Below are 26,594 nucleotides of genomic sequence, written 5' to 3' on the forward strand. Positions count from 1 at the left end.
GCGGTGGGCTTCGGTGCCGCTCAGTGCGCGTCGGCCGGCACCAGCCTCAGGGGCGTGTCCGGCGCCGAGGTGGCATCCGGGCCGCCGTCGGCACCCGAGCGTCGCTCGCGGCGCTTGAGCCACGTGTCGATCACGAGGTTCAGGACCAGGCCGACAGCGCCCCAGATGGCGATGACCAGCAGGTTCTGCCCGACGCCGACGCCGTCGAAATACCGCAGTGATCGGGCGATGTCGACCGCCGCGGGCAGCGGCAGCACCTCCTGGAGGGGGCGGAACACCTCAGGGACCAGGTACACCGACATGCCACCACCGGAGGCGGGCACGCCGGCCATCATCAGCACCACCATCATCGGGATGATGCCCGCCAGGCCCACGGTACGGGTGAGCACGCCGGTGGCCAGGGAGACCGAGAAGATGGTCAGGGCACCGTAGCCGATCATCTCCAGGGCGTTGCCGCTGATCGCGCCGATGAGCACGTCGAAGAGGAACCACAACCAGACGGACATGCCTATCGCCCAGCCGCCCAGAAGGGGCAGGAACTGGGGCAGGCGGCGTACGTGCGGGGCGCCTCCGCGCAGGACGGCGAGGAACAGGAAGCCGGCCATGATCCAGGACATGCCGACGTACATGCTGTTGCTGCCGCCGGTGTCGGTCTCGCTCAGGGGCTGCACGTCGGTCACGGTGAGCGGAAGGTCCTGGGCCGCGGCGATCGGCTGGAAGATCGAGCGGATCGTGGACTGCTGGCTGGCGTTGGCGGCGGATGCCGAGTACAGCGTCGCCGGGGTGTCGGGTGCCGACGGCAGGACGAAGGCCGCCACGGTGTCCCGCGCACGGATCTGCCTGGTGGCCTCGTCCACCGTGTCGGCGACAGTCACGTCGAGGATGCCGTCAAGCTGCGCGTTGAGACCGGCAGCGGTCTGCTGAGCCTGCCCCGGGGCGGCGGCGACCACGACGACAGGGATGTCGTGCGGTTGCGGTTTGTGCATGGAGAATCCCATGGCGCCCACGACGACCACGAGGATGGCCAGCGGGAAGCCGGCCGCTGCCACGTACCGGAATCGCTTGGAGCGCGGGGGCCCGCCGGCGAGGGCCGGGGCCTTCGCGTCTGGGTCGGGGATCGGCGGTACGCCGGGGATGACGTTGCCGCTCGCGCTGCGCTCCTTGAGCAGGCAGAGCGCCAGGGCGGCAACGATCCACACGGCCAGGACGAGCAGGTGGGTGCCCAGACCGTTGCCGTCGAAGTACAGCACCGAGCGCAGCGCCTCACCTGCCGCCGGGAGCGGAAGCACGCCGTGCAGGAACTGGAAGAACCCGGGCATGTTGTGCACGGACAGCGCCAGGTTCGACGCGGGCATGCCGAACACGACCCAGAGCAGCATGCCCGGCAGCACCGCCAGGGGCCCGACCAGCTTGGAGAGCAGCAGCTGGGCCAGGCCGACGGCCGCGGTGGCGAGCGTGCCGACGCCGAGGAAGGTGAGGTAGTGGCCGTCGACGGCGCCCACGATCGGCCCGAGGATGAGCCAGATGATCGAGCTGGTGACCGCGGACCAGCCGGCCAGTACGGGCAGGAACCGTCGCAGCCGCAGCAGGTGGGGTACGCCCATCACCATGATGCTCAGCGGCACGTAGCCAGCCAGCATCATGCCCATGGCGGCGAACAGGACCGCTATGCCGGCCCGGTCCCCGTCGGGCAGCGGTGCCACGTCCTCGGTGGTGTTCTGCCAGCTGTTCTGGACGGCCACCGGCGCGAGCAACTGCTGGACCGTGGCGTTCTGTGAGGCTCCGGCCGCCGAGGCGGTGAGGATCGTCGCGTCGGCGGTGCCGGCGGTGGGCAGCACGAGCGCGCCTGCGGCTTCCTGGTCGTGCAGCAGGTCGACCGCGTCGTCGCGGGTGGCCACGAGCGTGGCCTCGGTGCTGTCACCCGGGGCGGCGTTGAGCCCGTCGACGACGGCCTGCGCCGTGGCGCCGCTGCCGACGACCGCTACCGGCATGTCCCTGGGGTGCGGCGAGTGCATGGTCGACATGTAGGTCGCGAACATCATCGTGACCATGAGGAACGGCATCACGAACAGGGCGACCATCCGGATGATCTGTTCCTTGCGGTCCGCGCCGGGCGGGCGGCCGTCCACCACGTCGGCAGCCTCGATCACGGCTTCGGTATCCATGCACTCTCCAGACCAGTTTGTACGCCAGTTGACTTACAAACTGTAGGTGGCGAAGGCCGGGACCGGGAATCCGGCTAGGTTGACCTGAGTCACAGTCGGGCGAAGACACGAGGGGGCCGGGCATGAGGCGGTCCGAGGCGGCCCGCACCGCGCTGCTGGACGCGGCGGAGCGGCTGTTCGCCGAGTCGGGAGTCGCGGAGATCTCCGACCGCCGGGTGGCCGAGGCGGCCGGGAACACCAACCACTCGGCGGTGCGGTACTACTTCGGAGGGCGCGAGGGCCTGCTGAAGGCGCTCATGACCCGCCACGTGCGCGAGGTGGCGGAACAACGCGAGGGGATGCCCCCAGCCGAGGATTCCGTCCTCGGCGACATCCGTGGTCTCGTGGAGCCGAGCATGCGGGTCCTGGACCAGTTGCCGCGCCCGAGCTGGCGGGCCCGGTTCCTCGACCACGTACTCCACAACCCCGCCACCCAGCCGATCATGCGGGAGGCACAGGACACCACGCCACAGGCGCTGCAGCTGCGCGACTCACTGGCCGCGCGGCTACGGCACCTCGACCCGGAGGTGGTCGCCGGCCGGGCGCGCCTGATCACCCGAATCGTCAGCACAGCGACGGCGCAGGTCGAGGCACGCGCCGAACGCGACGGCGAAGACCCGCGATGGCCCGAGGTCGGCGACTTCCTCGTCGACGCCATCACCGGCATGCTCAGCGCTCCCGTCAGCCGGCCACGCCGAGCCGACCGCTGAGCGCACGTCCCTGCCCGCGTACGAGATCACCGAGGCCGTTCACCCGGCCTCGCGGCGGGCGCGGGCCCGGCGCTTGCCCTCGTGCATGGCCTGCACCCGGGCCACCGGGATGGTCCGGCCCTCCGCCACCAGGTCTTCGGGGAGCGGCTGCGGCGCCGGCATCGCTGCCGCCCACCGGTCGGCGCCGGCCAGCAGCGACGGCACGGTCCGGATGGTGAAGTCGGCAGGGCTCACCTCGGTCAGGTCGGCCCAGTCGACAGGGAAGGAGACCGGCACCCCGGGGCGCAGCCGTGGGCTGTAGGCGGCCGCCACCGTCGCGCCGCCAGCCCGGGTGGCGTCCACGAAGACCCGGCCGCCCCGCTCCTCCCTGATGTACGCCGTGGTGGCCAGCGCGGGGTCGATCCGTTCGGCGCGGACGGCGAGCGCCCGGGTGGCGGCGGCCACCTCCTCGGCGCCGGGGTCGCCGGCCAGCGGGACGAAGACGTGCACGCCCTTGGCGCCGCTGGTCTTGACCGCCCCGGAGAGGCCGGCGTCGGCGAGCGCCTGGCGGACCAGCAGCGCGGCGGCGACCGCGGCGGAGAATCCACCACCCTCGGGTGGGTCCAGGTCGAGCACCAGGTGGGTCGGGCGGTGCTGGTCCGCGACCGTGTTCAGAGTCGGGTGGTACTCCACAGCCCTCTGGTTGGCGAACCAGAGCAGGGTGCGCCTGTCGTCGCAGAGGGCGTAGGAGATCTCCCGGTGCGACGCCTCCGCCCAGATCGGCACCCGACGCACCCAGTCGGGGGTGTACCGGGGAAGGTTCTTCTGCATGAACGGCGGCTGGCCGGGGCGGACCCGGATCACCGACAGCGGCCGGTCCCGCAACTGGGGCAGGATCTGGTCCGCGACCGCGTCCAGGTAGTCGACCAGGTCGCGCTTGGTCGCGTCGGCGGTGTCGGACAGGGGCTGGTCCAGGTTGGTCAGGGCCACCCCGTCGCGGGTCTCGTCAGCCTCGCTCATCCGATCACCCTCTCGGCCCCGGCGTCGTCGGTCAACCGGGCGCGTTGTTCCGAGCCGGATTGTTTCCGGTGCCCGCCGTCGCCGGCCGGCGCATCGGCGTCGGTCAGCGGGCCGGCCTGCCGTCGCGGCAGCGTGCCCAGCGCCACCAGCAGCGCGGCGACCACCAGGGCGGCGGCCACGGCGAACGCCGTCCGGTAGCCGGCCGCCAGGGCGGCCGTCTCGGCCGAGCCACCGGCCCGGAGGACGTCGCTGCGGGCGGCGGCCAGGGTGGCCAACGCGGCCAGCCCGACCGCCCCGCCGACCTGCTGGGTGGTGTTGGCGAGCCCGGACGCGAGCCCGGCATCCGTATCGGTGGCACCGGCCATGGCCAGCGTGGTGACCGCCGGCAGGGTCAGGCCGCCGGCCACCCCGAAGATCACCATCGCGGGGAGGACGTCGGCCAGGTAGCGGCCGTCGGCGGGCAGCCGGGCGAGCAGCAGGAAGCCGACTGTCGCCAGGCCGAGCCCGGCCAGCAGCACGCTGCGGGCACCCCAGCGGGCGATGAGCCGCCCGGCCAGCCCGAGCGAGATCACCGCGATCACCACCGGGGTGGGCAGGAACGCCCAGCCGGTCGCCGCGGCGTCCAGCCCGAGCACCAGTTGCAGCTCGACGGCGAGCAGGAACTGGAAGCCGAAGAACGCGGCGACCATGAGGAACTGCACGGTGTTCGCCGCGACCAGGCCCGGCACGCGCAACACCCGGCCCGGCAGCAGCGGGGTGGCCGCCGTCCGCTGGCGTACCGCGAAGCCGCCGAGCAGCAGCGCCGCGAGCGCCGCCGCGCCGAGGGTCCGCGGGCTGGTCCAGCCGTGCTCGCCGGTGCCCACGATGGCCAGTACGGCTGTCATCAGGCCGGCGGTGGCGAGCAGCGCGCCGGGCACGTCGAGGCCCGACCGCAGGCCGATGCCCCGTTCGGCGGGGAGCCGGCGGATGGCCGCGAGCAGGATCGCCGCCCCGATCGGGAGGTTCACCAGGAAGATCGAGCGCCAGCCGGCGAGTTCGGTGAGCACGCCTCCGGCCACCGTGCCGACCGACGCACCGGCCGCGCCTGTGAAGCTGAAGACGGCGATGGCGCGGGCACGCTCGGCCGGTTCGGGATAGAGCCGGACGATCATGCCGAGGCTGACGGCCATGGCGAGCGCGCCGCCGACGCCCTGCCCGAAGCGCGCGGCGATGAGCTGCGCCGGCCCGGTGGCCGCCGCGCAGGCCAGTGAGGCCAGTGTGAACAGGGCGACGCCGGCGAGGAAGACGTGGCGCCGGCCGAGCAGGTCGCCGAGGCGTCCGGCGAGTAGCAGCAGCCCGCCGAACGCGACAAGGTACGCGTTGACCACCCAGGCCAGGCCTGCGGCGGTGAAACCCAGGTCGCGTTGGACGGCAGGCAGCGCCACCGAGACGACACTGCCATCCAGGATGATCATCAGGCTGCCGGCGCAGAGCACGAGCAGGGCCGGCCAGCGGGCCGGGGCGGTACGGTCCATCGAGAATCCTCCTCCTTGGTGCACGCTTTGTTACTGGCGTCATCGTCTGTGACCATGAGGCGGAGCGGAAGGAGGCACTGTGATGTCCCAGAGGAACAGCGATGTGTCCGCGCAGGTCGGGGCGGAGTTCACCTGCGCAGCCGGGAACGTGCCGTTCACCCCCGGGCAGACCCGGGCGTGCACCGTCCGCGAGGTGCTGGACCGGGTCGGCGGCAAGTGGAGCATCGGCATCCTGGTGGCCGCGTCGAACGGCCCGGTGCGCTTCACCGAACTGGAGCGGCACATCGAGGGCATCAGCCGCCGGATGCTCACGCTGACCCTGCGCAACCTGGAGCGCGACGGCCTCCTGCACCGCACGGTCTACCCGACCGTCCCCCCGAAGGTGGAGTACACGGCGACCCCGATGGCGATGGAGCTGTACGAGTCGCTTGTCGCGCTGACGAGCTGGGCCGAGCGGCACCGCCGGGCCATCGCCGAGGCGCGGACCAGGTACGACGCCGAACACGCCGGCTAAACCACTAGGTGGTGTGGGGAACGCCACCAGCCTTTTCTGACCGATCGGTCAGGCTCTGACCGATCGGTCAGGCATGCTGGTCCACGGAGGTGGACCGGTGATGGCAAGAGCGGTGTCCGAGACACACGGCGAGATCCTCGCCGCCGCGGCGCGACAGTTCGCGGTGACCGGCTACCGGGGCACCTCGTTGCAGGACATCGCCCGCGAGGTCGGCGTCTCCAAGGCCAGCGTTCTCTACCACTTCGCCAACAAGGAAGCCCTGCTCGCCGAGCTGATGGCCCCGGCCATCGCGATGTTGCAGTCCCTCGACGACAAGCTCGCCGGCCTGACCGGGGCCGCTGCCCAGGAGGTCGCCGCGACCGGCTTCGTCGATCTCGCGGTCCGGTTCCGCCGGGAGATCGCGGTCCTGCGCGGCGAGTTCCCCGAGCTGCTGTGCCAGCCGGCCTTCACGCACATCCAGGAGATCTCCGACCGGCTGCGGAACGCGCTGGCCGGGTACTCCGACCGGCCGAGCGCCCAGATCGCCGCGCTGGTGCTGCTGGCCGGCATCTCCGAGGCGTGCGCCGAGTTCGTCGACGTGCCCGAGGACGACCTGCGCCCCGCCCTGCTCACCCTCGTCCGGCGGGCCGTCGAACCCGTCGACGCACCCCAGCCCCAAACACCCACGACCGAGGACAAGGAATCCTGATGGCCACCCTGCTCTACCGGCTCGGCCGGGGCGCGTTGCGCCGGCGACGGCTCGTCGTCGCGCTCTGGCTCGTCGTACTCGTCGGCGCCGGCATCGCCGCGGCGACCCTGCGCGGCCCGACGGCGAGCAACTTCACCATGCCGGGCACCGAGAGCCAGCAGGCGCTGGACCTGCTCTCCGAGCAGTTCCCGGCCGCCAGCGGGGCCACCGGCACCATCGCGGTCAAGGCACCGGGTGACGGCCAACTGGCCACGCCGGAGGGCCAGGCGGTGGTGCGGGAGCTGGTCCAGCAGGCCGCCACGCTGCCCGGCGTGGTCGGCGCCGTCGACCCGTTCCAGGCCGGCGCGGTCTCGCCAAACGGCCGGTACGCGCTGATCCAGGTCCAGTTCGCCACAGGTGGCGACGAGGTGACCGACGAGCAGCGCACCGCGTACGAGGAGGTCGGCTCGGCCGTCGAGGCGAAGGGTTGGCAGGTCGCCCCGGGCGGCGAGGTGCTGGGTGGCGAGCCGGAGATCGGCTCCACCGAGGCGCTCGGCGTGCTCGTCGCCGCGATCGTCCTGATCATCACCTTCGGTTCGCTGGTGGCGGCCGGGATGACGATGCTCAACGCGCTGATCGGCGTGGGCGTCGGCATGGCCGGCCTGTACGCGCTCAGCGGTGCCATCGAGTTGACCACCACGGCGCCGATCCTGGCGCTGATGCTCGGTCTCGCGGTCGGCATCGACTACTCGCTGTTCATCACGTCCCGGCACCGGCAGAACCTGCTCGAGGGCCTGTCCCCCGAGGAGGCGGTCGGCCGGGCCGTGGGTACGGCCGGTTCCGCCGTGGTCTTCGCGGGTGCCACGGTGGTCATCGCCCTCGCCGGGTTGGCCGTGGTCAACATCCCGTTCCTCACCGTGATGGGTCTCGCCGCCGCCGCCACGGTCACCATCGCCGTGCTCGTGGCGATCACCCTCCAGCCCGCGCTGCTCGGCTTCGCCGGCAACCGGGTGCTCCCGCGCCGGCTGCGCTCGGCCGTCGACGCCGCAGCCCCGGGCGACGCGGTGGGCGAGGAGAAGCTGCCGGTCGAGGACCGCTCCGGGTTCGGCTTCCGCTGGGCACGCTTCGTGACCCGTTTCCGCGTACCGGTCATCCTGGTCGCGCTGCTCGGCCTGGGGCTGCTCGCGCTGCCCACGCCGGACATGCGGCTGGCCCTGCCGGACGCCAGCACGGCGACGGAGGGCTCCGCGGCCCGGGTGTCGAGCGACCTCACCACCGAGGGCTTCGGTCCGGGCTTCACCGGCCGCCTCGCGGTGGTCGTGGCGGGCGACGACGCGCAGGCCACCGCAGCCGCGCTGCCGCAGGTCACCGCGCTGATCCAGCGCACCGACAACGTCCTCGCGGTCGCGCCGCCGCAGCTCAGCCCGGACGGTCGGACGGCGCTGCTCGGCGTGGTGCCGAAGACCGGCCCGACCGACGAGGCCACCGAGACCCTGGTGCACGAGGTCCGCGACGCGGTCGGCGGGGTCCAGGGCGTCGACGTGCTGCTCACCGGTGCCACCGCCATCGGCATCGACGTCTCCGAGAAGCTCTCCGACGCCCTGCCGATCTACCTGCTGCTGGTCGTCGGGCTGTCGGTGCTGCTGTTGATGCTGGTGTTCCGCTCGCTGCTGGTGCCACTCAAGGCGGCGCTCGGCTTCCTGCTCACCGTGGCCGCCACGTTCGGCATCACCGTGGCGATCTTCCAGCAGGGCCACCTGGCGGACCTGGTCGGCCTGGACACCCCGGCGCCGCTGGTCAGCTTCCTGCCCATCCTGCTGATCGGCATCCTGTTCGGGCTGGCCATGGACTACGAGGTGTTCCTGGTGTCGCGGATGCGGGAGGACTTCGTGCACGGCGACACCGCGCGCGAGGCCACGATCAGCGGCATGGGCCACGGTGCCCGGGTGGTCACCGCCGCCGCGCTGATCATGATGTCCGTCTTCGGCGGCTTCGTGTTCCTCGACGATCCGATCATCAAGTCGATGGGCTTCGCGCTCGCCATCGGCGTGGCCATCGACGCGTTCGTGGTCCGGATGACAATCGTCCCGGCGGTGATGTCCCTGCTCGGCGACCGCGCCTGGTGGCTCCCCCGCTGGCTCGACCGCGCCCTGCCGAACGTCGACATCGAGGGCGAGGGCCTGCGCACCCACCTGGAGGGCCACACTCCGACCCGGGTGTGACCCGGTAGACGAACGAAGGCGCGGTGTCCGCTCGGGCGCCGCGCCTTCGTCACGTCCGGACCGTGCTCAGACGCCCGCCGGGTACGTCTCCATCTCACCGGCGGCGGCTGGGACGGGCAGCGGGTGCAGGGCGGTCGTCTCGTCGCACCAGATGAAGGCGTCGTAGCGTTCACCCAGGCGGGTGGGCACGTAGTTGCCCCAGGACTCGAACGACGGGTCGTAGACCACCCCTATCGCCCGGTGGTCCGCCGTCCCGGTGACCCACCCCGGCTGGTCGTCGCCACCGAAGACCAGCACCGCCCGCTCCGGCATCAGCTCGTGCAACAGGCGCTCCACCGAGCCCTTCCGGGCCGGCGGGACGACCATCGCCTCCGACGGCGAGCCCCACCGCGGCGCGGCGATCACCGTGCCCCGGTAGCTGCCGAACCCGACAAGCGCCACGGCATCGTCGCCGTGCCGCTCCCGCGCCAGCTGACCGATGTTGACCATCCCGTCGGCGGCCATGTCGGTGGCCCGCGCGTCCCCGACGTGCGTGTTGTGCGCCCAGACGATTCCCCGCGCGTCCGGGCCGTACCTGTCGAGCAGCCGGTCCAGCGTGTCCTGCATGTGCGTGTCCCGGATGTTCCACGAGTCAGGCCCACCGGCCACCATCGCCCGGTAGTAGCGCTCCGCGCCGGCCACCACCTCCGCGTTCTGCCAGGCCGAGAAGCGGTCCGGGCCGTCCGACATGGCCTGTTCCCGGGTACGGGCCAACAGCCGGACGACCTCCTCCTCACAGCGCGCGGAGACGAACCGGCTGGCCGCGCCGTACTCCTCGACCCGCTTGCCGTACGGCTCGAAGCACCGGTACGCGTCCTGCGCCGCCTCCAGCGAGGTCGGATCCTCCTCCCCCAGATAGTCGAAGATCGCCTGCATCGACTCCCAGAGGCTGTACACGTCGAGGCCGTGGAACCCGGCCCGCTGACCGTCCGGCCGCTCCAGGTTCCACGCGCGCAGCCAGCGGCAGAACCGGGACACCTCGGCGTTCGCCCACATCCAGGTCGGCCAGCGCTCGAAGCCCTCCAGCGCGGTCTGCGGATCGTGGGCCCCGCCGGGCGAGGCGGTCACCGACCGGTGCACCCGGTCGCAGTCCGGCCAGTCGCCCTCCACCGCCACGAACGAGAAGCCGCACTCCGCGATGAGCCGGCGCGTGAGCTGTTCGCGCAGCCGGTAGTAGTCGTAGCTGCCGTGGGTGGACTCCCCGATCATCACCACCCGGGCGTCCCGGACGCGCTCCAGCAACGGGTCGAAGTCGCTCGGCGCGCCGAGCCGCTGAACCAGCATGGCAGCGGCTACCCGGCGCTCGCGCCGACAAACCGTCGGCGCGCCGCCCGGCGACACGCCGTCGGCGTGTACGTGTGGTCCGAGCGGGTAGCCGACCGGCATGACCGTCACCGGGGTGCAGTTGCAGGAGTACCTGGCCGGGCTCGACTACCCGGTCTCCCGTGAGGACCTCGTCCGCTGGGGGCAGGAGAACGGGGCCAGCACGGCCATGTTGCAGATGTTGCAGGCGTTGCCGGCGGAGCAGTTCGAGTCGCCTGCCGAGTTGAGCGAGGCGCTGACCACCCTCGCCTGACGCCCGGTTCACCGCGCGTGCAGCAGCCGGAACAGCACCAGCCACTGTTCCGGCCAGACGTACCCCACAGGGGTTTGCGGCGCGATCCGCGTCGCCCGCAGGGCTGCCGCGACCCGGGCCGGCGGGTGGTGCCGGCGCAGGGTCGCGTCGAGGGAACTGCCGAGGCCCTCGAAACCCCACCCCACGAGCCTCCGGTACGCCGGCAGCGCCGCCGCCGACAGCAGCGGCTCAGGCCGCCGTTCGATGCGCAGAATCCCGGCGTCGACAGCCGGCACCGGCCGGAACGCGGTACGCGGCACCCGCCCCGCCAGCCGCCACTCGATCTCCGGCCAGGTCTGCACGGTGAGCCGGGTCCACCTGCCGTAGTCGCCGCTGCGCCGACGGGCGTACTCCAACTGGGTGAGCAGGGTCGCCGAACGTAACCGGGGCGCGGCCAGGCACCAGCGCACCACGGCGGAGGTCAGCGACCACGGGATGTTGCCGACCACCGCGAACGGCTCCGGTGGAGGTTCCGCCGCGAGGAAGTCGGCCTGCCGATGCTCGACGTTCGGCAGGGCCGCGCAGACGGCGGCCAACTCCCGGCCAGCGGCCGGGTCCACCTCGTACGCCGTCAGTCGCCCGCAGCGGGCGGCGAGCGGCCGGGTCAGCTGACCGCGGCCGGCGCCGACCTCCAGCAGGAGCCCGGTGGGGTCGGGGTCGGCGACGCGGACCAGCCGCGCGACGGCGGCCCGGTCGGTGAGGAAGTTCTGGCTGAGTACGCGACGGGACCTGTCATGTCCGGTCCGTCGAATGTTGCGGGGCGCCACGGGTCGTCGTCCTGTCTGTCGCCACTCGGCGACGGGCTGGACAGGCAGCCGGGATTCCGGGCCTGTCCGAGTGGATCGGGACTCGGACGGCCCTGGACGATGGCACGGGTACGCGACGACGAGGCGACAGCCTCGTGCCGTTGCAGAAGATCAGCGGGGTTGGGGCGACGGCCCCGACTCACCGCGAGGATGGACCGATCAGCGGCAGGTTGCGTCCCAGCCGGCCAGGGCCGGACGCCGGACTCGCGGACGGGACACCAGCAGGGCACCCCGGGCGGCCGGCGCACCGACCCCCTCGATCAGGGCATGCGTGAACATGCCCGCCACCCTACCGATCCCACTCCCCCGTCCCCACCGATTTCCTCCCACCCCTCCCGACCGGGGTTGGTTGGGGTTACGGAAGGGGGATGGTGCGGGATTCGGTGCGGGCGGTTTCGGCGGCGGAGAGGATGGTGACCACCTCGCGGCCGAACCGCACGTCGCAGCGGTGGTCACGGGTGCCGGCACGGACCTGCTCGACGAGCTGGTCGATGGCCACGCCGAACGCGGTCGCGGCGTCGTTCTCGCCGTACGGCACGGTCTCGATGCCGTTCTCCCCGTAGAACACGAACTCGCGGGTCATCGACTCCTGTGGCGCGTCCAGGGAGAGCGAGGCGCTGCTCGTGGCACCGCCCTCGTGGGTGAGCAGCAGGTGCACCATCCCGCTCGGCCCGTCCATCGCGGCGACCTGGGTCACCCGGCCCAGCACCGGCAGCAGGATGGAGAGCGCGTGCGGGGCGATGTCCCAGAGTGCCCCGTGCTCCCGACGCCACAGCGAGCCGCCGTACGGGCTGCCGTCCTGGAAGATCGACGCGAAGGCGACGGTCCGCCCGTGCTGCCAGCCCCCGACCGCGGCGGTGGCGGCGAGGAACGCCGTCACGTTCGGCTGGAACCGCTGCGTGAAGAAGACGACCGAGGCGACCCCGGAGGCCTCGGCGGCGGCGACCACCCGGTCGGCGTCGGCGACGCTGAGCGCCAGCGGCTTGTCCAGCAGCAGGTGCCGGCCCGCGGAGGCGGCCCGGACCGCGATGTCGGCCTGGATGTCCGGGGGCAGCGCCACGGCCACCGCCTCGCACTGCTCGATAAGCGCGTCCACGTCGCCGTACGCGGGCACCCCGTACCGTTCGGCGAGCGCGGAGGCCCGCTCCGGGTTGCGCCCCCACACCCCGACCAGTTCCGCGTCCGGGTGCGCGTGCAACGCCTTGCCGTGCGTCTCGATCGCCCAGTGACCGGTGCCGAACAACCCGAATCGCAGCACGTGTACCTCCGCTGTCTCCCCCGCCCGCGGCAACGCCACGGACGTGATCCACGCTAGTCGCACAGGCGGCCGTGACGGCGGCGGGTTCAACCAATCGAAGCAGCCCACCCTGGTCTGATCCCGGTAGCGCCGGGTCCGATTGCCGCCAGACGCACCTGGTGCGGCGAGGCAGTCTCGACGACATGCCGAGCACCGATCCAGCGATCACCAGCGGTGTCGCGACGTTTGAGCACTGGTACGACTTCACCGAGGGCGGTCCCGTATACCGCGCCCTGCTGCCGTTCCCGTCGACGGCGCCCGCCCCGTTCGAGGTTGCCCGCTGGTCGGTCGCCCCGAGCACCTCGAACGACCTCGACGTCCATCGGTCTCGCGAGGTGTGGATCATCGTGTCCGGTACCGGAACCCTGACGTTCGCCGACCGGACGGACGTCCTGCGGGCCGGCGACGTCGCGGCGTTCGACAGCACGGTGCCGCACCAGATCAGGAACGACGGACCGGAACCGCTCCTCGCCGTCTCCGTCTACTGGCTGCAGGCAGGCGACTGACGCCAATCCGGGAAGCGGAGGACTTGCGGCACACGGCACCTCGACGGCGCGCGTCACACGCGGAGAGGCAGGGCACGCCTTTACTACGACGGTTAGTAGGCTGTGCCGGTGACCGAGGCAACGACCGGGTGGGTCCGGTGACCGGCGTGGGCGCCGACTCGCCTGTGGACGGGATCGTCGCGACCGTGCCGATCGTGCTGTCGCTGCTCGTCGCGGCGTGGGCGCTGGTGGCGGCGGTACGCCACCGGCCACCGGACCGGGGGCAGTTCGTCGGTCTGGCCGTCCTCGAGGTGGCGTTGCTCGTGCTGGGCGTGCTGGCGCTCGTCGCGGTGGGCGGCGGAGATCGGCCCGGCGAGCCCGGTGCCTTCTTCGGCTACCTGGTCACGCTTGTCTGCCTGCCGCCGCTGGCCTGGGTGTTGGCCCGGATGGAGCCGACCCGTTGGGGGTCGGCGATCGTGTGCGCCGTCTGCCTGGTGGCCCCGGTGGTGGTGGTCCGGTTGCAGCAGACCTGGGAGGTGCTCGGTGGTTGAGACCGAAACGGCCAGGCCCCGCACGAACTCCGGCCCGGGTCGACTGCTGATCGCTGTCTACCTGCTGTTCGCCATCGCGGCGACGAGCCGGGCCGGCCTGCAGATCGCCACGAAGTTCGGCGAGGCGCCGGTGGCGTACCTGCTGTCCGCGCTGGCCGCGCTCATCTACATCGTGGCGGCGGTGGGCCTGGCCCGGGCCGGGCACACCGGCCGGCGCGTCGCGTTGGCGTGCTGCTCGGTGGAGCTGGTCGGCGTGGTCGCGGTCGGCGTCCTGAGCCTCGTCGACAGGGAACTCTTCCCCGACGAGACGGTCTGGTCGCAGTTCGGCAGCGGGTACGGCTACATTCCGCTGGTGCTGCCGGTGCTCGGCCTGTTCTGGCTGTGGCGCACCCGCCACGACCACGCCTGACCAGGCTCAGTTCCGGGGGCCGCCGGCGACGTAGATGACCTGCCCGGAGACGAAGCCCGCGCCCTCGCTCACCAGGAACGAGATGGTGTGCGCGACATCCTCCGGCCGGCCCGGTCGGCGGACCGGGATCTCGGCTGCGGCGTGCTTCTGCAGGTCCTCGAAGTCGACCTTCATCCGGGCGGCGGTGGCCGCGGTCATGTCGGTGACGATGAAGCCTGGCGCCACCGCGTTGGCGGTGATCCCGAACGGCCCCAGCTCGATGGCGAGCGTCTTGGTGAAGCCCTGGAGGCCGGCCTTGGCGGCGGCGTAGTTCGCCTGGCCCCGGTTGCCGAGCGCGGAGGTGCTGGACAGGTTGACGATCCGGCCCCACTTGCGGTCCACCATGTGCTTCTGGGCGGCCTGGCTGAACAGGAACGCCCCGCGCAGGTGCACACCCATGACGGTGTCCCAGTCGGCGTTCGTCATCTTGAACAGCAGGTTGTCGCGGAGCACGCCCGCGTTGTTGACGAGCACTGTGGGCGCGCCCAACTCGGCGGCGATCCGGGCCACCGCCGCCTCGACCTGGTCCCGGTCGGACACGTCGGCGCCCACGCCGAGCGCCCGGCCGCCGTCCGCCGCGATGGCGTCCACCGTCTCCTTGGTTGCCGACTCCTCGATGTCGACAACGGCGACGGTCAGACCGTCAGCGGCCAGCCGCCGGGCGGTGGCCGCGCCGATACCGCGCGCGGCTCCGGTGACGATGGCGACGCGGGGCTCCTCCGACATGACTACCTCCGGGTAACTTTGGGGTGATCGGAGGAGCTTAGCGTCAGAACCCCCGACCCCGGCATAGGCGAATCCACCGGTATCCGTGCCCGGCGACCTTCACCGCACCGAGCTTGCCCAACTCGCCGTAGCCCCTGTCGCTGAGGACGTCGATGGGCATGTCGGCCTCCGACTCCAGGCTGCTCAGGTCAACCTCGACGTCCTCGGTGCCGAGGTTGTGCACGAAGACCATGGTCCCGGTCGGCCCGTCCGCCCGGTGCGCCAGCACGCCGGCGGGCATTGCCACGTCGATGTGCGTGGTCGAGCCGGAGCCGATCTCCGGGGCCTCCCGCAGCGTACGGATCATGCGCTCGAACCAGGCGAGCAGCGACTTCGAGTCGCTGCGCTGGGCGGTTACGTTGACGTTCTGGTAGCCGAACTCACCCTTGTCGATCACCGGGCGGACCAGCTTCTCCGGGTCCGCGGTGGAGAAGCCGGCGTTCGGCTGGTACGACCACTGCATCGGGGTACGGATCGCCTCCCGACCGGGAAGCGACAGGTCCTCGCCCATCCCGATCTCCTCGCCGTAGCGCAGCACCGGTGTGCCGCGCATCGAGAACTGCAGGGCGTACGCCAGTTCGAGGTGCCGCCTGTCGTTGCCGAGCATCGGGGCGAGCCGGCGACGGATGCCCCGGTCGTAGATGCGCATGTTCTCGTCCGGGCCGAACTTCGCGTACACCTGGTTGCGTTGTTCGGTGGTCAACCGGGACAGGTCGATCTCGTCGTGGTTGCGCAGGAACGTGGCCCACTGACCTCCGACGGGCAGCTTCGGGGTGTCCCGCAGTGCCTCGATCAGCGACTCCGGGTCCTCGCGCGCCAGGGCGAGCATGAGCCGGCCGTTGAGCATGAAGTCGAAGAGCATGTGGATGCGGTTGCCGGAGCCGCTGCCGTCACCGAAGAACGTCGGGAGCTGGTCCGGTTCGACGTTCGCCTCGGCCAGCAGGACGGCGTCGCCGCGCCGCCACTGCACGTGCTGGCGCATCTCGGTGAGGAACTCGAAGTCCTTCGGCGAGTTCGGGTTGCCCGGCTCGGTCAGCTCGATGATGAACGGCACCGCGTCCATCCGGAACCCGGAGACGCCGAGCTGGAGCCAGAACGACATGATCTTCTTGACCTCGGCCCGGACCTGCGGGTTGGCGAAGTTGAGGTCCGGCTGGAACTTGTAGAACCGGTGGTAGAACCACGCCTTGGCGGTCCGGTCGTAGCTCCAGGTCTCCTTCTGCTCGCCGGGGAAGACCATGCCCTGGTGCCTGTCGTCCGGCTCGGTGTCGGACCAGACGAACCAGTCCCGGTACGGCGAGTCCGGCGACGAGCGGGCGGACTGGAACCACGGGTGCTCGTCGGAGGTGTGGTTGACCACCAGGTCGATGATCACGCGGATGCCCCGGTTCTGCGCCTGGTGCAGCAGCTCGGCGAAGTCGCCGAGGGTGCCGAAGCGCGGGTCCACGTTGTAGAAGTCGGTGACGTCGTACCCGTCGTCGCGGTTCGGTGACGGGTGGATCGGGTGCAGCCACAGGCAGGTCACGCCCAGCCGGGCCAGATAGTCCAGCCGGCCGATCAGCCCACGGATGTCACCGACCCCGTCGCCGTCCGAGTCGGCGTACGTGTCGATGTCGAGGCAGTAGACGACGGCTTCGGAATACCAACGGTCACCCATGCCTGAGGAACATCTCCCAACGACCACGACGGCAAACCGGATCCGGCAAGTACCGTGCCGGTCATGAACACCGACCTCGTACCGCCTGGCGAACCGTTGGACTGGTCCCAGGGCCGGTGGTTGAACCCGCCGCTGCGCGCCGAGCAGGGCCCGGCCGGCGAGTTGGTCGTCGAGGCCGCCGCGGAGACCGACTTCTGGCGGCGGACCAGCTACGGCTTCGTCCACGACAACGGCCCCGCCCTGCTGGCGCCGCTGCCGGTCGGCAGCGCCATGGAGGTGAGCTTCCGGCTGGATCTGAGCGGGCAGTTCGACCAGGCCGGCGCGCTGGTGCGGGTGGACGAGCGGACCTGGACCAAGGCCGGCGTCGAGATGAGCGACGGCGAGCTGCAACTCGGCGCGGTGGTGACCAGGGAGTTCTCCGACTGGTCGGTGGGGCCCGTGCCGAGGTGGGCGGGTCGGCAGGTGACCGTCCGGGTCAGCCGGGCCGGCGACGCGCTCACCGTACGGGCCCGGGCCGACGACGAGCCGTGGCAGCTGGTCCGGCTCGCCCCACTGGACCCGGCGGCCGAGGCCGTGGCGGGCCCGTTCTGCTGCGCTCCGGTCCGCGCCGGCCTGAGCGTGGTGTTCACCGGTTGGCGGCGGGGGCCGGCAGACACCGCGCTGCACCCGGAGCACTGAGCGCAGGTGTGGGACCGGCGCTGCGGGGTATCACCCTCCGATCCCCGACAGCCGACCCGGAAGGACGACCATGGCGTACGCCCAGACTGGTGATCCGTCCGAGTTCACCGGGTTGACCGGTTGGGTGGCCTCGGTGATCGAGGCGATGGGCCCGGTCGGTGTCGCGTTGCTTGTCGCCCTGGAGAGCATCATCCCGCCGATCCCCAGCGAGATCGTGCTGGCGATGGCCGGCTTCCTGGCCCACGAGGGCCAGTTCAACGTCGTGCTCGTGGTGGTCGCCGCGACGGTCGGCTCGCTCGTCGGTGCGCTGGTGCTCTACTGGCTCGGCGCGGCGCTGGGCGAGGAACGGCTCAAGCGCTGGCTGGACCGCATCCCGCTGGTGGACCGCGACGACCTGGAGAAGGCCGACCGCTGGTTCGAGCGGCACGGCCGGTGGGCGGTGCTGATCGGCCGGGTGGTGCCTGTGGTCCGCAGCCTGGTGTCCGTCCCGGCGGGGGCCAACCGGATGCCGCTCGGCGAGTTCGTCCTGCTCACCACGATCGGCAGCGGGCTGTGGAACGCCCTCATCGTCGGCGCCGGCTACGCGCTCGGCAGCCGCTGGCAGAACGTCGAGCGCTACAGCGACTGGTTCAACTACGCGATCGTCGCGGTCTTCGCGGTCATGCTCGTCACCTGGGTGATCCGTAAGGTCCGCCGCCGCCGGGAACGCGACGACCGGCGGTCGGTGACCGCCGGTCGCTGATCCGCGTCGCGCTCAGTTGAACTGCGCGCTGATCGACGTGAACTCCCACGTGTTCTGCGCGATGCCTGAGCAGTTGGAGACGACTCCCCCGCCCGGGCACGGCCGGTCCCGGTTGACCGACCAGAACGTGAACCGGCTCAGCCCACGCGCCTTCGCCCAGTCCCGGATCTGGGTCCAGGTGGCCGGCGTGGTCAACTCCTGCTGGTCGGAGAGCCCGTTCATCCCGGAGATGCCCATGTGGGCGTAGGCCGTCGCGTCGGACCAGCCGAAGGCCGTCTTCAGCGTGTTCTTCAGCCCCTCGGCGGCGTTGACAGTGCTCTGGTACATGTTGGCCCCGCCACCGAAGTCGAACGGCATGATGGTGAAGGTGTCGATGTTGGCGCCCAGCGCGGCGGCCTGGTTGATCAGGCGGGTGCCGTAGTACGACGGGCCGGTGGTCGACGTGCCGAACGTGATGATCGTCTTCAGGCCCGGGTTGTTCTGCTTCACGATCTTCAGCGCGCCGAGGATCCGGTCCTGTACTACCTCGTTCTCGAACTCGTCGCTGTTCTCGATGTCGATGTCGATCGCCTTGAGCCCGAACGCGTTGATCACCTGCTGGTACGCGCCGGCCAGGGCGCTGGCCGAGGAGCAGTTCGGGCCGAGCTTGTTGCCGCTCCAGCCGCCGATGGACGGGATCACGTCGCCGCCGGCCGCCCGGATCGCCGCGATGGTGCTGGCGTGCGCGCCGCCGGTGAGCGGGCCGCCGCCGTCCCAGGCCGGGGTGCAGCCGCCACCGGAGAGCACGAAGGCGATGGTGAACCACTTCACGCCTGTCGCCGACATGACGGTCGCCGGGGCGGGCGGGTCACCCCAGCCCGGGTAGAGGTAGGGCGCGACGGCCATCGAACCGCCGCCACCGGTGCAGCCTGTGGTGTTCGCGGCGACCGCCGCCGAGCGCGCCGACTCCCCCGCCGAGTTGTACGCGGCGACCGTGTAGCTGTGCGCCGAGCAGGCGGCCAGGCCCGAGACGGTCGTCGAGGTGCCGGTGACCGTGGCGCGCACCGTCGAGCCCTCGTACACCCGGTAGCCGGTCACCGTGCCACCCACCGCGTTCCAGGCAAGCGATACCGCCGAGGCGGTCGTGCCGGTGACCCGCAGGCCGCCGGGCGTGCCGGGGGCGCCCGGTGGCGTGGTGGGACCGCCGGAGCAGGACGCGCCGTTGACCGTGCAGTTGGTGGGGTCACCGGTGCCGGCGACGATGAAGCCGAACGAGGTGCTCGCACCTGCCGACAGGGCACCGTTCCAGGACAGGTTGCGGGCGGTCACGTGCTGACCGGAGCTGCTCACCTGGGCGTCCCAGGCGGACCCGACGGTGCTGCCGGCCGGCAGGTCGAACTGCACGTCCCAGGAGGTGATCGCCGTGGACGTGTTGTTGGTGACTGTGAACTTCGCCTCGTACCCGCTGCTCCAGCTGCTGGTGCGGGCGAAGGCGGCGGTGGCGGCCGACGCGGCCGGCGGTGCCACGACGGTGGCCGCCACCAGTGCGGCGGCCAGCGCGACGGCGAACGTCGCCGCGCGGGGGGATCGGAGTTTCACTGTGGCCTCCAGGGACCGGTGTGGTGGGGGGGATGGTGCCCTGCGCGGCCGGGTGGTGCGCCGGCCGCGCAGGTGATGCGCCGACGCCGGTACGGGCGTCGGCGCCGCTCAGGGCAGGGTGTCCAGGTGCGGGGCGACCGTGCGGGCGAAGCCGTTGCCGTTGCTGACGTCCCAGTTCACCGACCAGGTCATCGCGCCTCGGATGCCGGGGTAGGTGCGCGGCGGCCGGAAGCTGCCGCAGTTGGTGCCCCGGGCCAGGCAGTCCAGCGCGGCGTTGACCACGCTCGGCGCGACGATGCCGCCACCGGCCGCACCCGGTCCGGCGGGCAGGCCGAGGCCGACCTGGTCGGGGCGCAACCCGGCCTCCAGTTGGATGCAGGCAAGCGCGACTATGAAGTTCACGGTGCCCTGGCCGTACGCGGCGTTCTGGTCGCAGCCGAGCATCGCCCCGGAGTTGTAGAACTGGGTGTTGACGACCGTCAGGATGTCCCTGATGTCGAGCGCCAGCTTGAAGTAGCCGCCGGCCGGGTTCTGCATGTCGATGGTCTGCGGCGCCATCGCGATGATCAGACCCGACCCGACCTTGGCCCGCAGGGCGCGCAGCGCCTGTGCCATGTACGTCGGGTTGAGCCCGTTCTCCAGGTCGATGTCGATGCCGTCGAAGCCGTAGCGGGCGATCAGCGTGGCGGCCGTGTCGGCGAAGACGGTGGCCGAGGCGGCGTCGTTGACGGTGACCCGGCCGGTCTCGCCGCCCACGGAGAGGATGACCCGTTGGCCGCGGCTGTGCAGGGTACGGACATCTGCGGTGAAGTCCGCGTCGGTGTAACCGCCGAGCGCGGCGGAGAGCCCGGGGTCGATACCGAAGGTGAGCGCGCCAGGCGTCGTGGTGGCCTCGGCGAAGGCGACGGCTACGAGGTCGTACTCGGTGGGGACGTCGCGCAGTCGCAGTTCGACGGCGGGGTTGTCGAAGTTGTGCCAGTAGCCGGTGAGCAGGTGCTTCGGCAGCCCGCCGGTGGGCGGTTCCGTCGGGGGTGGCGTGGTGGGCGGGGGCGTGGTGGGCGGGGGCGTGGTGGGCGGGGTGCCGCCGCCGCACGGCGCTCCGTTGAGCTGGCAGCCGGTCGGGGCGCCGGAGCCGCTGGCCAGGAAGCCGAAGGAGACCGAGGCGCCCGGGGCGACCGTGCCGTTCCAGGACCGGTTGGTGAAGGTGTGCCGCTGACCGGCGGAGCTGAGTGTCGCGTCCCAGTAGCTGCCCAGGGTGGTGCCGGAGGGCAGGTCGAAGACGAGGCTCCAGCCGTTGATCGTCGATCCGCCGCCGTTGGTGATCGTGTACTTCCCCTCCCAGCCGGAGCCCCAGTCGGCGGTCTTGACGAAGCTGGCGGTGGCACCGGCGGCGAAGGCGGGCAGCGCGACCCAGGCCGCGCCGAGCGTCGCGGCCACCGCGGTGACCAGGGACAGGACAAGGGATCTGGCAGGCTTCATGCGGCCCTCCGCGCCCGGCTGGGCATCCATGTACGTCAACGTTGGCGCTAATTATTAAGACAGTTAACTGTTTCTGTCCAGAGGCCGACGCGAATGATTGGGTCTCCCGCCGCGCGACGACGCGGCGGGAGACCCGCACAGGCCCGCCTCAGCGGCGGAAGGTGAACCAGTTGACGTTGACGAAGTCGTTCGGTTGACCGCTGGTGAAGGTGAGGTAGACCGCGTGCCGCCCGGTCACCGCCCCGACGTTCCCGGGCACCGAGCGCCAGCTCTGCCAGCCACCGGTGTTGCCGATCGCGAAGCTGCCGATGGGTGCCGCCGTCGGGCTGTCCACCCGCACCTCGACCAGGCCGCTCACCCCGCTGCCCGCCCCGGAGGCGACACGCGCCACGAAGTCCCGGGGCCCGGTGGAGCCGAACTCGACGTTGTCGTACCGCACCCAGTCCCCGTTGCGCAGCGCGCCGAGGTTCTGCCCACCCTCGGCGCACGCCTCGACGATCACACCGTTCTGCGCGCTGAACGCCTCGGCCTCGATCTGCCCGTACGCGTCCCTCGTGCCACCGGGAGGCGGCGTGGTGGGCGGCGGAGTGGTGGGCGGGGTGGTTCCGCCACCCCGGCGGTACACCGCCACGTAGTCGACGAGCATCGGCCGACCCGGGACGGTCGCCGCGGTGGGCGTACCACTGCCGGCCACGCCGTTCGGGAACGCTCCGCCCATCGCCACGTTGAGCAGCAGGAAGTAGCCCGCGTGCGAGGTCATCTGCGACCAGGCCGGCTCACCGACGCGACTCTGGGTGACGGTGTGGAAGAGCTGTCCGTCGACGTACCAGCGCAGTTGCTGCGGGCTGATGGAGGCGTCCCACTCGAACCGGTAGGTGTGGAACGCGGACTGGCAGCTCGCGCCCGGGCAGGCCCGCGACGCGCCGATGCCGTTGAACTCGTCGCAGGGTCCGCCGGGAGCGACGCCGCAGTGCAGCACCCCCCACACCGAGTTGATGCCGTTGACGTTCTCCATCACGTCGAACTCGCCGATGCCCGGCCAGTTCTGGTAGTTGCCGCGGTAGGGCGCGCCGAGCGCCCAGAAGGCGGGCCAGTAGCCCGCCGCCGCGGCACCCGTGACGTTCGGCATCTGGATGCGGCCCTCGATCGCGAGCACACCGCCGGCCGGGGCCTTGAAGTCACTGCGCACGGTCTCGATGCGGGCGGAGGTCCAGCCGCCCCCGTTGTCGCGCAGTGGTGTGATCCGCAGGTTGCCGCCGCCGTCGTGGCTGACGTTGGCGGTGCTGGCGGTGTAGGTCTGGATCTCGCCGGTGCCCCAGTTCGCCGGGCCGCCTGGATAGTTGTGCCCGGTGTCGATGATCCAGTTCGCGGCCGACGGCAGGGTGCCGGCCGCGCCGGTGAAGTCGTCGCTCCAGACGGTGCTCCAGCCGGTCGGTGGAGGCGGAACGGCCGCCTGCGCGGTCACGGCGACGCCGGCCAGGGCGGTGGTGGTGGCGATGAGCAGGGCGGACGCCAGCAGGCGGCGTCGGACGGGCGGGGCGGTGGGGGCCGCCGGAGGTGGGGACATGGACGTGCCTCTCTTGCGGGGACGGTCGAGAGAGCGCTCTCTCAGTGGTTGTACGTCCCGCCGGGACAGTTGTCAACGTCGATCTGTCAGGTGCTTGCCGGAACCGCCTGCGGCCGACGGAGCACCACCTGCTCCAACGCCGACCACGCGGTCGTGGCCACCAGGTAGATCACCGCCGCGAGCGGCAGCACCAGCGCCACAAGCACAGTAGTGAACGGCAACAGCGGCAGCAGCCGGCCGAGCGTGGCGGCGCCCGGCCCCTCGGTGGGCGTACCGGCCACCGTGCCGACCGCCGCCGACGCCCGACGCGCACGCCGCGACGACCACCAGGCCAACACCAGCAGCAGGACCAGCAGAACGGCGAAGAGCGGACCGGCCGCACCTGTCAACCCGTCGCTGACGTGGTGGCCCAGCGGCACACCGGCCAGCCGCTCGTCCAGCAGCCCCGTGCCGCCCTCGCTGGTGCTGAACAACCGGTACAGCACCAGCAGGAACGGCAGTTGGAGCAGCAACGGCAGGCAGCCGGCGATCGGGTTGGCGCCCGCCGAGCGGTACAGCGTGAACACCTCCCGCTGAAGCGTCGCCTGATCGTCGGCGTACCGCCGTTGCAGCTCGCGCACCTGCGGGGCGAGCGCCGCGCGGCGCCGCTCCCCGCGCACCTGCGCGACTGTCAACGGTGAGATCAGCAGCCGCACGGCGACCGTGAACAGCACGATGGCGGCGGCGGTGGCCATGCCGCCGGCCAGCGGTTCGAGCAGATCGGTGAGCCAGGACAGCGCCGCGCCGGCGGCGGCGACAGTGTCGTGCAGTGGTGCGAAGGCGAGCATGGGAAACCCCTCGGTCCGATTCCGGTGGGGTCCTTTCCCGGCGGTGTCCGCCGGGCGAAAGGACCGGTGACGGCGGGATCGGCCGCGCGGCGCGACGCGCTACGCGACCGAGGGGAGCCCGGGTGCGCGGGGGCGAGGCCGTCCGGCGGCGTCCGGGTCGATCTGACGGGGCATCCGACGCCCCCGGGAGCGGGCCCGCAGCCCGGCCCAGCGACGCGCGACGCCCACCGCCCCCGAACGGCCCGGCACCCGCGCCGCGAGCAGCGTGGTGAGCAGCACCAGGGCAGTGAGCGCGGCGCCCGCCAACAGGTCGGTCGGGCGTTCCGCGAGCAGGGTGAGCTGGGCGAACGCGGACATCCACGCGACCCAGAAGAACCCCAGCGGTACCGGCACAGGCTGAGCATAGGACCCCATGTCACGCCACCTGACCGAATCGCGGGCCCTGCCCGGCACCGCGGGGCGCGACGCCGCCCGGCAACGGTGTGCCGGCCGGCACCGACCCGGAGAAACGACCCGCGACGCGCCGCCATCACGTTTCCGGGCATCGCCACGTTGGGTAACCGAAGGCCCGACCGACGCGGACGGACCGTGGACGGCAGGAACGGACGGTGGTGTCGCGATGACGGGCCAGGTGACGGAGGCGCCAAGCGGAACGACTGCGGGGGCCGAGTTGCTCACCGTGGGTGTCGAGGAGGAGTTCCTTCTCGTCGACCCGCACACCGGAGCCGCGGTCCCCGCCGTCGACCTGGTACTGGAGCAGGTGCCGGCGGAACTGCGCGGGCAGGTGGAGCGCGAGTTCCAGACCAGCCAGATCGAGATCGGCAGTCCGCCCGGCCTGGAACTCTCCTCTATCCGACACTCCCTCGGCGTGCTGCGCGGCGCGCTCGCCGACGCCGCCGAGCGGGCCGGCGTACGACTGCTGGCCATCGGCACCGGTCCGGTGGACGGCCCGGTCCCGCCGGTGGTGGACAAGCCCCGCTTCGACCGGATGATCGAACGGTTCCGGCTGCTCGTACCCGGCCCCGGCAACAACGGCATGCACGTACACGTGGGCGTACCGGACCCGGACACCGGTGTGCAGGTGCTCAACCACGTACGGCCGTGGCTGCCGCTGCTGCACGCCGTCACCACCAACTCCCCGTTCTCCAGGGGTGAGGACACCGGCTACGCCAGTTGGCGTTCGGTGGAGTGGGAACGCTGGCCGTCGGTGGCGCCGACGCCCTGGCTGGAGTCGTACGAGCACTACCAGCGGCTGATCCGTCAGTTGATCTCCAGCGGGGTGATGCTCGACGAGGGGATGCTCTACTGGTACGCCCGACTGTCGGCGAAGTACCCGACCGTGGAGCTGCGGATCGGCGACGTCTGCCCGTCGGTGGACGACGCGGTGCTGGTCGCCGCGCTGGTGCGGGCCCTGGTGGCCACCGCCATGTCGGACGTCGAGGCCGGCCGCCAGGCGCTGCGGACCGACCACCACCTGCTGGTCGGCGCGCACTGGCGGGCCGCGCACGACGGCCTGGAGGGCGAGGGTGTCGACGTGACCACCGGGGAGCTCCGCCCGGCCTGGGAGCTGCTTGACGAGTTCGTGCAGCGGATGCGGCCGGCGTTGGAGCAGCACGGCGACTGGGCCGAGGTGACCGACCTGCTGGGTGGGCTGCGCCGCCACGGCACCGGCGCGGCCCGGCAGCGTGCGGTGTTTGCCCGCACCGGGAAGCTCACCGACGTGGTGCAGGACGTCGCACGACAGACCCGTGGCTGAATACCTCGTGACAGGATGATCCCGTGGCCCAACGGCTGATCGTCATCGGTGGGGACGCCGCCGGCATGTCCGCGGCGTCCCAGGCCCGCCGTCGCCGTGGCCGCGACGACCTGGAGATCGTGGTCTTCGAGCGCGGTCACTTCACCTCCTACTCGGCGTGCGGCATCCCCTACTGGATCAGCGGCCTGGTGCCCGGCCCGGACGCGTTGATCGCCCGGGATCCGGAGACCTTCCGCACCACGTACGCCATGGACGTGCGGATGCGCCACGAGGTCACGACAATCGACCTGGAGCGCCGCGAGGTCGTGGCCCGGGACCTGGAGGACGGCGGCGAGGTCCGCGAGCGTTTCGACGACCTGATGTACGCGACCGGCGCGGAGCCGGTGAAGCCGCCGTGGGCGGACACCGACGCGGACGGCGTGTTCGGCATGCAGACCCTCGACGACGGGGCAGCCCTGCGCCTCTGGCTCGACGCCGAGCCGCAGCCACGCCGGGCAGTGGTGGTCGGTGGCGGCTACATCGGCGTCGAGATCGCCGAGGCCATGATCCAACGTGGTCTCTCGGTGACCCTGGTCGAGGCGGGCGACCAACCGATGTCGACGGTGGACGCCGACATGGGCGAGCTGGTCGCCGAGGCCATGCGGGGCCTCGGCATCACGATCCGCACCGGCCTGCCGGTGACCGGCCTGGAGCAACGGGACGGCCGGGTGTCCGCCGTGGTCACGGCCGAGGGGCCGATTCCGGCCGACGTCGTGGTCCTGGGCCTCGGCGTACGCCCCAACGCCGCGCTCGCCGAGGCGGCCGGACTGCCGATCGGTCCGACCGGCGCGATCCGGGTGGACCGCCGGATGCGGGTGGCCGAGGTGCCGGGCGTCTGGGCGGCCGGCGACTGCGTGGAGACGCTGCACCGGGTCAGCGGAATGCCTGTGCACGTGCCGCTCGGCACGCACGCCAACAAGCAGGGCCGGGTCGCCGGGATCAACATCGGTGGCGGGTACGCCACCTTCGCCGGAGTGATCGGCACGGCTGTGACGAAGGTCTGCGACCTGGAGGTGGGCCGGACGGGCCTGCGCGAGCGCGAGGCATCGGCGGCCGGTTTCGACTTCGTCTCGGTGATCGCCGAGTCGACCAACCGGGCCGGCTACTACCCCGGCGCCCGACCGATGACCGTCAAGTTGATCGCCGAACGGCCCAGCGGCCGGCTGCTCGGCGCGCAGATCGTCGGCTGGTCCGAGGCGGCCAAGCGGATCGACACGCTGGCAGTGGCGCTGTGGAACGGCATGACGGTGGACGACATGACGGCGCTCGACCTGGGCTACGCTCCGCCGTACGCGCCGGTGTGGGATCCGGTGCTCATCGCTGCCCGAAAGGCGGTCGACGCGCTCGCCGCCCTCGACCGCTGACCCGCGCCTCCGTGGAGGACCACCCCGTGACGCAGACCCCCACCCGGCCGGCCGCACGCCGCCGCCCGACG

At 71.8% G+C, this 26,594-nt stretch carries 25 protein-coding genes; 12 read left to right on the forward strand and 13 right to left on the reverse strand.

Going from position 1 to position 26,594, the window contains the following annotated elements:
- Window positions 1–20: 20 nt before the first annotated feature.
- The gene (locus AB0N27_RS24270; protein WP_364373965.1) at window positions 21–2,165 is read right to left on the reverse strand and encodes an ABC transporter permease; all 2,145 of its coding nucleotides are present in this window, start codon (window positions 2,163–2,165) and stop codon (window positions 21–23) included.
- A 122-nt stretch (window positions 2,166–2,287) separates the two neighbouring features.
- Here AB0N27_RS24270 and AB0N27_RS24275 point away from each other — a divergent pair, with 122 nt between their 5' ends.
- Window positions 2,288–2,914, forward strand: a complete 627-nt coding sequence (locus tag AB0N27_RS24275; RefSeq protein WP_364373968.1) for a TetR family transcriptional regulator — start codon at window positions 2,288–2,290, stop codon at window positions 2,912–2,914.
- A gap of 39 nt (window positions 2,915–2,953) precedes the next feature.
- On the opposite strand, the gene AB0N27_RS24280 is transcribed toward AB0N27_RS24275, so the two are convergent.
- Window positions 2,954–3,913 (reverse strand): ATP-dependent DNA ligase, encoded by a 960-nt coding sequence (locus AB0N27_RS24280; RefSeq protein ID WP_364373971.1) that lies wholly within the window; start codon window positions 3,911–3,913, stop codon window positions 2,954–2,956.
- Window positions 3,910–5,427 carry an MFS transporter gene (locus AB0N27_RS24285; RefSeq protein ID WP_364373974.1) on the reverse strand — a complete coding sequence of 506 codons (1,518 nt, stop codon included), beginning with the start codon at window positions 5,425–5,427 and terminating at the stop codon, window positions 3,910–3,912. Before AB0N27_RS24285 ends, AB0N27_RS24280 begins: the two co-directional genes overlap by 4 nt.
- A 79-nt stretch (window positions 5,428–5,506) precedes the next feature.
- On the opposite strand from AB0N27_RS24285, the gene AB0N27_RS24290 reads away from it, so the two are divergent.
- From AB0N27_RS24290 to AB0N27_RS24300, 3 genes are all read left to right on the forward strand, one after another.
- Window positions 5,507–5,941 carry a helix-turn-helix domain-containing protein gene (locus tag AB0N27_RS24290; protein WP_364373977.1) on the forward strand — a complete coding sequence of 145 codons (435 nt, stop codon included), beginning with the start codon at window positions 5,507–5,509 and terminating at the stop codon, window positions 5,939–5,941.
- 100 nt (window positions 5,942–6,041) lie between these two features.
- Window positions 6,042–6,629, forward strand: a complete 588-nt coding sequence (locus AB0N27_RS24295; RefSeq protein WP_364373980.1) for a helix-turn-helix domain-containing protein — start codon at window positions 6,042–6,044, stop codon at window positions 6,627–6,629.
- Entirely contained in the window at window positions 6,629–8,830 is a 2,202-nt protein-coding gene (locus tag AB0N27_RS24300; protein ID WP_364373983.1) for an MMPL family transporter, read from the forward strand. Before AB0N27_RS24295 ends, AB0N27_RS24300 begins: the two co-directional genes overlap by 1 nt.
- 66 nt (window positions 8,831–8,896) lie before the next feature.
- Here the strand turns inward: AB0N27_RS24300 and AB0N27_RS24305 are convergent, their stop codons facing one another.
- Window positions 8,897–10,153 carry an erythromycin esterase family protein gene (locus AB0N27_RS24305; RefSeq protein WP_364373986.1) on the reverse strand — a complete coding sequence of 419 codons (1,257 nt, stop codon included), beginning with the start codon at window positions 10,151–10,153 and terminating at the stop codon, window positions 8,897–8,899.
- A 100-nt stretch (window positions 10,154–10,253) separates the two neighbouring features.
- Here AB0N27_RS24305 and AB0N27_RS24310 point away from each other — a divergent pair, with 100 nt between their 5' ends.
- Window positions 10,254–10,445 (forward strand): DUF2795 domain-containing protein, encoded by a 192-nt coding sequence (locus tag AB0N27_RS24310; protein WP_234585931.1) that lies wholly within the window; start codon window positions 10,254–10,256, stop codon window positions 10,443–10,445.
- A gap of 8 nt (window positions 10,446–10,453) precedes the next feature.
- Here AB0N27_RS24310 and erm read toward each other — a convergent pair whose 3' ends face one another.
- Window positions 10,454–11,251, reverse strand: coding sequence for an ErmE/ErmH/ErmO/ErmR family 23S rRNA (adenine(2058)-N(6))-methyltransferase (gene erm, locus AB0N27_RS24315; protein ID WP_364373990.1), 798 nt, complete (start codon window positions 11,249–11,251; stop codon window positions 10,454–10,456).
- A 394-nt stretch (window positions 11,252–11,645) separates the two neighbouring features.
- Window positions 11,646–12,545: a Gfo/Idh/MocA family oxidoreductase gene (locus AB0N27_RS24320; RefSeq protein WP_364374298.1), complete on the reverse strand. Its 900-nt coding sequence runs from the start codon at window positions 12,543–12,545 to the stop codon at window positions 11,646–11,648.
- A gap of 185 nt (window positions 12,546–12,730) precedes the next feature.
- Here AB0N27_RS24320 and AB0N27_RS24325 point away from each other — a divergent pair, with 185 nt between their 5' ends.
- The 3 genes from AB0N27_RS24325 to AB0N27_RS24335 all read left to right on the forward strand — a co-directional run bounded on the left by AB0N27_RS24325 (window position 12,731) and on the right by AB0N27_RS24335 (window position 14,032).
- Complete coding sequence (locus AB0N27_RS24325; protein ID WP_364373993.1) at window positions 12,731–13,093, forward strand: cupin domain-containing protein; 363 nt, start codon at window positions 12,731–12,733, stop codon at window positions 13,091–13,093.
- Between the two features lie 137 nt (window positions 13,094–13,230).
- Complete coding sequence (locus AB0N27_RS24330; protein ID WP_364373996.1) at window positions 13,231–13,623, forward strand: hypothetical protein; 393 nt, start codon at window positions 13,231–13,233, stop codon at window positions 13,621–13,623.
- Window positions 13,616–14,032 carry a hypothetical protein gene (locus tag AB0N27_RS24335; protein ID WP_364373999.1) on the forward strand — a complete coding sequence of 139 codons (417 nt, stop codon included), beginning with the start codon at window positions 13,616–13,618 and terminating at the stop codon, window positions 14,030–14,032. The genes AB0N27_RS24330 and AB0N27_RS24335 overlap by 8 nt, the downstream gene beginning before the upstream one ends.
- A 6-nt stretch (window positions 14,033–14,038) precedes the next feature.
- Here the strand turns inward: AB0N27_RS24335 and fabG are convergent, their stop codons facing one another.
- Together fabG and AB0N27_RS24345 are read right to left on the reverse strand one after the other, a co-directional pair.
- Complete coding sequence (gene fabG, locus AB0N27_RS24340) at window positions 14,039–14,797, reverse strand: 3-oxoacyl-ACP reductase FabG (protein ID WP_364374002.1); 759 nt, start codon at window positions 14,795–14,797, stop codon at window positions 14,039–14,041.
- A 43-nt stretch (window positions 14,798–14,840) separates the two neighbouring features.
- Window positions 14,841–16,493: an alpha-amylase family protein gene (locus AB0N27_RS24345; protein WP_364374005.1), complete on the reverse strand. Its 1,653-nt coding sequence runs from the start codon at window positions 16,491–16,493 to the stop codon at window positions 14,841–14,843.
- A gap of 63 nt (window positions 16,494–16,556) precedes the next feature.
- On the opposite strand from AB0N27_RS24345, the gene AB0N27_RS24350 reads away from it, so the two are divergent.
- Together AB0N27_RS24350 and AB0N27_RS24355 are read left to right on the forward strand one after the other, a co-directional pair.
- A complete protein-coding gene (locus AB0N27_RS24350; protein ID WP_364374009.1) occupies window positions 16,557–17,171 on the forward strand; it encodes a DUF1349 domain-containing protein in 615 nt (204 codons plus the stop codon).
- A 70-nt stretch (window positions 17,172–17,241) separates the two neighbouring features.
- Window positions 17,242–17,913, forward strand: coding sequence for a DedA family protein (locus AB0N27_RS24355; RefSeq protein ID WP_364374012.1), 672 nt, complete (start codon window positions 17,242–17,244; stop codon window positions 17,911–17,913).
- A 12-nt stretch (window positions 17,914–17,925) separates the two neighbouring features.
- Here the strand turns inward: AB0N27_RS24355 and AB0N27_RS24360 are convergent, their stop codons facing one another.
- From AB0N27_RS24360 to AB0N27_RS24380, 5 genes are all read right to left on the reverse strand, one after another.
- A complete protein-coding gene (locus AB0N27_RS24360; RefSeq protein ID WP_364374015.1) occupies window positions 17,926–19,491 on the reverse strand; it encodes a cellulose binding domain-containing protein in 1,566 nt (521 codons plus the stop codon).
- 108 nt (window positions 19,492–19,599) lie between these two features.
- On the reverse strand, window positions 19,600–20,970 hold the full coding sequence (locus AB0N27_RS24365) for a cellulose binding domain-containing protein (RefSeq protein WP_364374018.1): 1,371 nt from the start codon (window positions 20,968–20,970) through the stop codon (window positions 19,600–19,602).
- A gap of 148 nt (window positions 20,971–21,118) precedes the next feature.
- Complete coding sequence (locus AB0N27_RS24370; RefSeq protein WP_364374021.1) at window positions 21,119–22,537, reverse strand: carbohydrate-binding protein; 1,419 nt, start codon at window positions 22,535–22,537, stop codon at window positions 21,119–21,121.
- A gap of 86 nt (window positions 22,538–22,623) precedes the next feature.
- Window positions 22,624–23,364, reverse strand: coding sequence for a membrane protein insertase YidC (yidC, locus tag AB0N27_RS24375; protein ID WP_364374023.1), 741 nt, complete (start codon window positions 23,362–23,364; stop codon window positions 22,624–22,626).
- A gap of 99 nt (window positions 23,365–23,463) precedes the next feature.
- Window positions 23,464–23,757 (reverse strand): DUF6412 domain-containing protein, encoded by a 294-nt coding sequence (locus tag AB0N27_RS24380; RefSeq protein ID WP_364374026.1) that lies wholly within the window; start codon window positions 23,755–23,757, stop codon window positions 23,464–23,466.
- 226 nt (window positions 23,758–23,983) lie between these two features.
- On the opposite strand from AB0N27_RS24380, the gene AB0N27_RS24385 reads away from it, so the two are divergent.
- Together AB0N27_RS24385 and AB0N27_RS24390 are read left to right on the forward strand one after the other, a co-directional pair.
- Window positions 23,984–25,120 (forward strand): glutamate--cysteine ligase, encoded by a 1,137-nt coding sequence (locus AB0N27_RS24385; RefSeq protein ID WP_364374029.1) that lies wholly within the window; start codon window positions 23,984–23,986, stop codon window positions 25,118–25,120.
- A gap of 23 nt (window positions 25,121–25,143) precedes the next feature.
- A complete protein-coding gene (locus AB0N27_RS24390; RefSeq protein WP_364374032.1) occupies window positions 25,144–26,523 on the forward strand; it encodes an FAD-dependent oxidoreductase in 1,380 nt (459 codons plus the stop codon).
- Window positions 26,524–26,594 lie beyond the last annotated feature (71 nt).

Source organism: Micromonospora sp. NPDC093244, from assembly GCF_040683695.1.
Classification (GTDB): domain Bacteria; phylum Actinomycetota; class Actinomycetes; order Mycobacteriales; family Micromonosporaceae; genus Micromonospora.

Bases quoted from the DNA above. Each gene is read 5' to 3' on its own strand.
- AB0N27_RS24275 (WP_364373968.1), top strand. From the start codon at position 2,288: ATGAGGCGGTCCGAGGCGGCCCGCACCGCGCTGCTGGACGCGGCGGAG.
- AB0N27_RS24300 (WP_364373983.1), top strand. From the start codon at position 6,629: ATGGCCACCCTGCTCTACCGGCTCGGCCGGGGCGCGTTGCGCCGGCGA.
- AB0N27_RS24270 (WP_364373965.1), bottom strand. From the start codon at position 2,165: ATGGATACCGAAGCCGTGATCGAGGCTGCCGACGTGGTGGACGGCCGC.
- AB0N27_RS24285 (WP_364373974.1), bottom strand. From the start codon at position 5,427: ATGGACCGTACCGCCCCGGCCCGCTGGCCGGCCCTGCTCGTGCTCTGC.
- AB0N27_RS24310 (WP_234585931.1), top strand. From the start codon at position 10,254: ATGACCGTCACCGGGGTGCAGTTGCAGGAGTACCTGGCCGGGCTCGAC.
- AB0N27_RS24385 (WP_364374029.1), top strand. From the start codon at position 23,984: ATGACGGGCCAGGTGACGGAGGCGCCAAGCGGAACGACTGCGGGGGCC.
- AB0N27_RS24370 (WP_364374021.1), bottom strand. From the start codon at position 22,537: ATGTCCCCACCTCCGGCGGCCCCCACCGCCCCGCCCGTCCGACGCCGC.
- AB0N27_RS24345 (WP_364374005.1), bottom strand. From the start codon at position 16,493: ATGGGTGACCGTTGGTATTCCGAAGCCGTCGTCTACTGCCTCGACATC.
- AB0N27_RS24325 (WP_364373993.1), top strand. From the start codon at position 12,731: ATGCCGAGCACCGATCCAGCGATCACCAGCGGTGTCGCGACGTTTGAG.
- AB0N27_RS24305 (WP_364373986.1), bottom strand. From the start codon at position 10,153: ATGCTGGTTCAGCGGCTCGGCGCGCCGAGCGACTTCGACCCGTTGCTG.
- AB0N27_RS24365 (WP_364374018.1), bottom strand. From the start codon at position 20,970: ATGAAGCCTGCCAGATCCCTTGTCCTGTCCCTGGTCACCGCGGTGGCC.
- yidC (WP_364374023.1), bottom strand. From the start codon at position 23,364: ATGCTCGCCTTCGCACCACTGCACGACACTGTCGCCGCCGCCGGCGCG.
- AB0N27_RS24295 (WP_364373980.1), top strand. From the start codon at position 6,042: ATGGCAAGAGCGGTGTCCGAGACACACGGCGAGATCCTCGCCGCCGCG.
- AB0N27_RS24355 (WP_364374012.1), top strand. From the start codon at position 17,242: ATGGCGTACGCCCAGACTGGTGATCCGTCCGAGTTCACCGGGTTGACC.
- fabG (WP_364374002.1), bottom strand. From the start codon at position 14,797: ATGTCGGAGGAGCCCCGCGTCGCCATCGTCACCGGAGCCGCGCGCGGT.
- AB0N27_RS24280 (WP_364373971.1), bottom strand. From the start codon at position 3,913: ATGAGCGAGGCTGACGAGACCCGCGACGGGGTGGCCCTGACCAACCTG.
- AB0N27_RS24350 (WP_364374009.1), top strand. From the start codon at position 16,557: ATGAACACCGACCTCGTACCGCCTGGCGAACCGTTGGACTGGTCCCAG.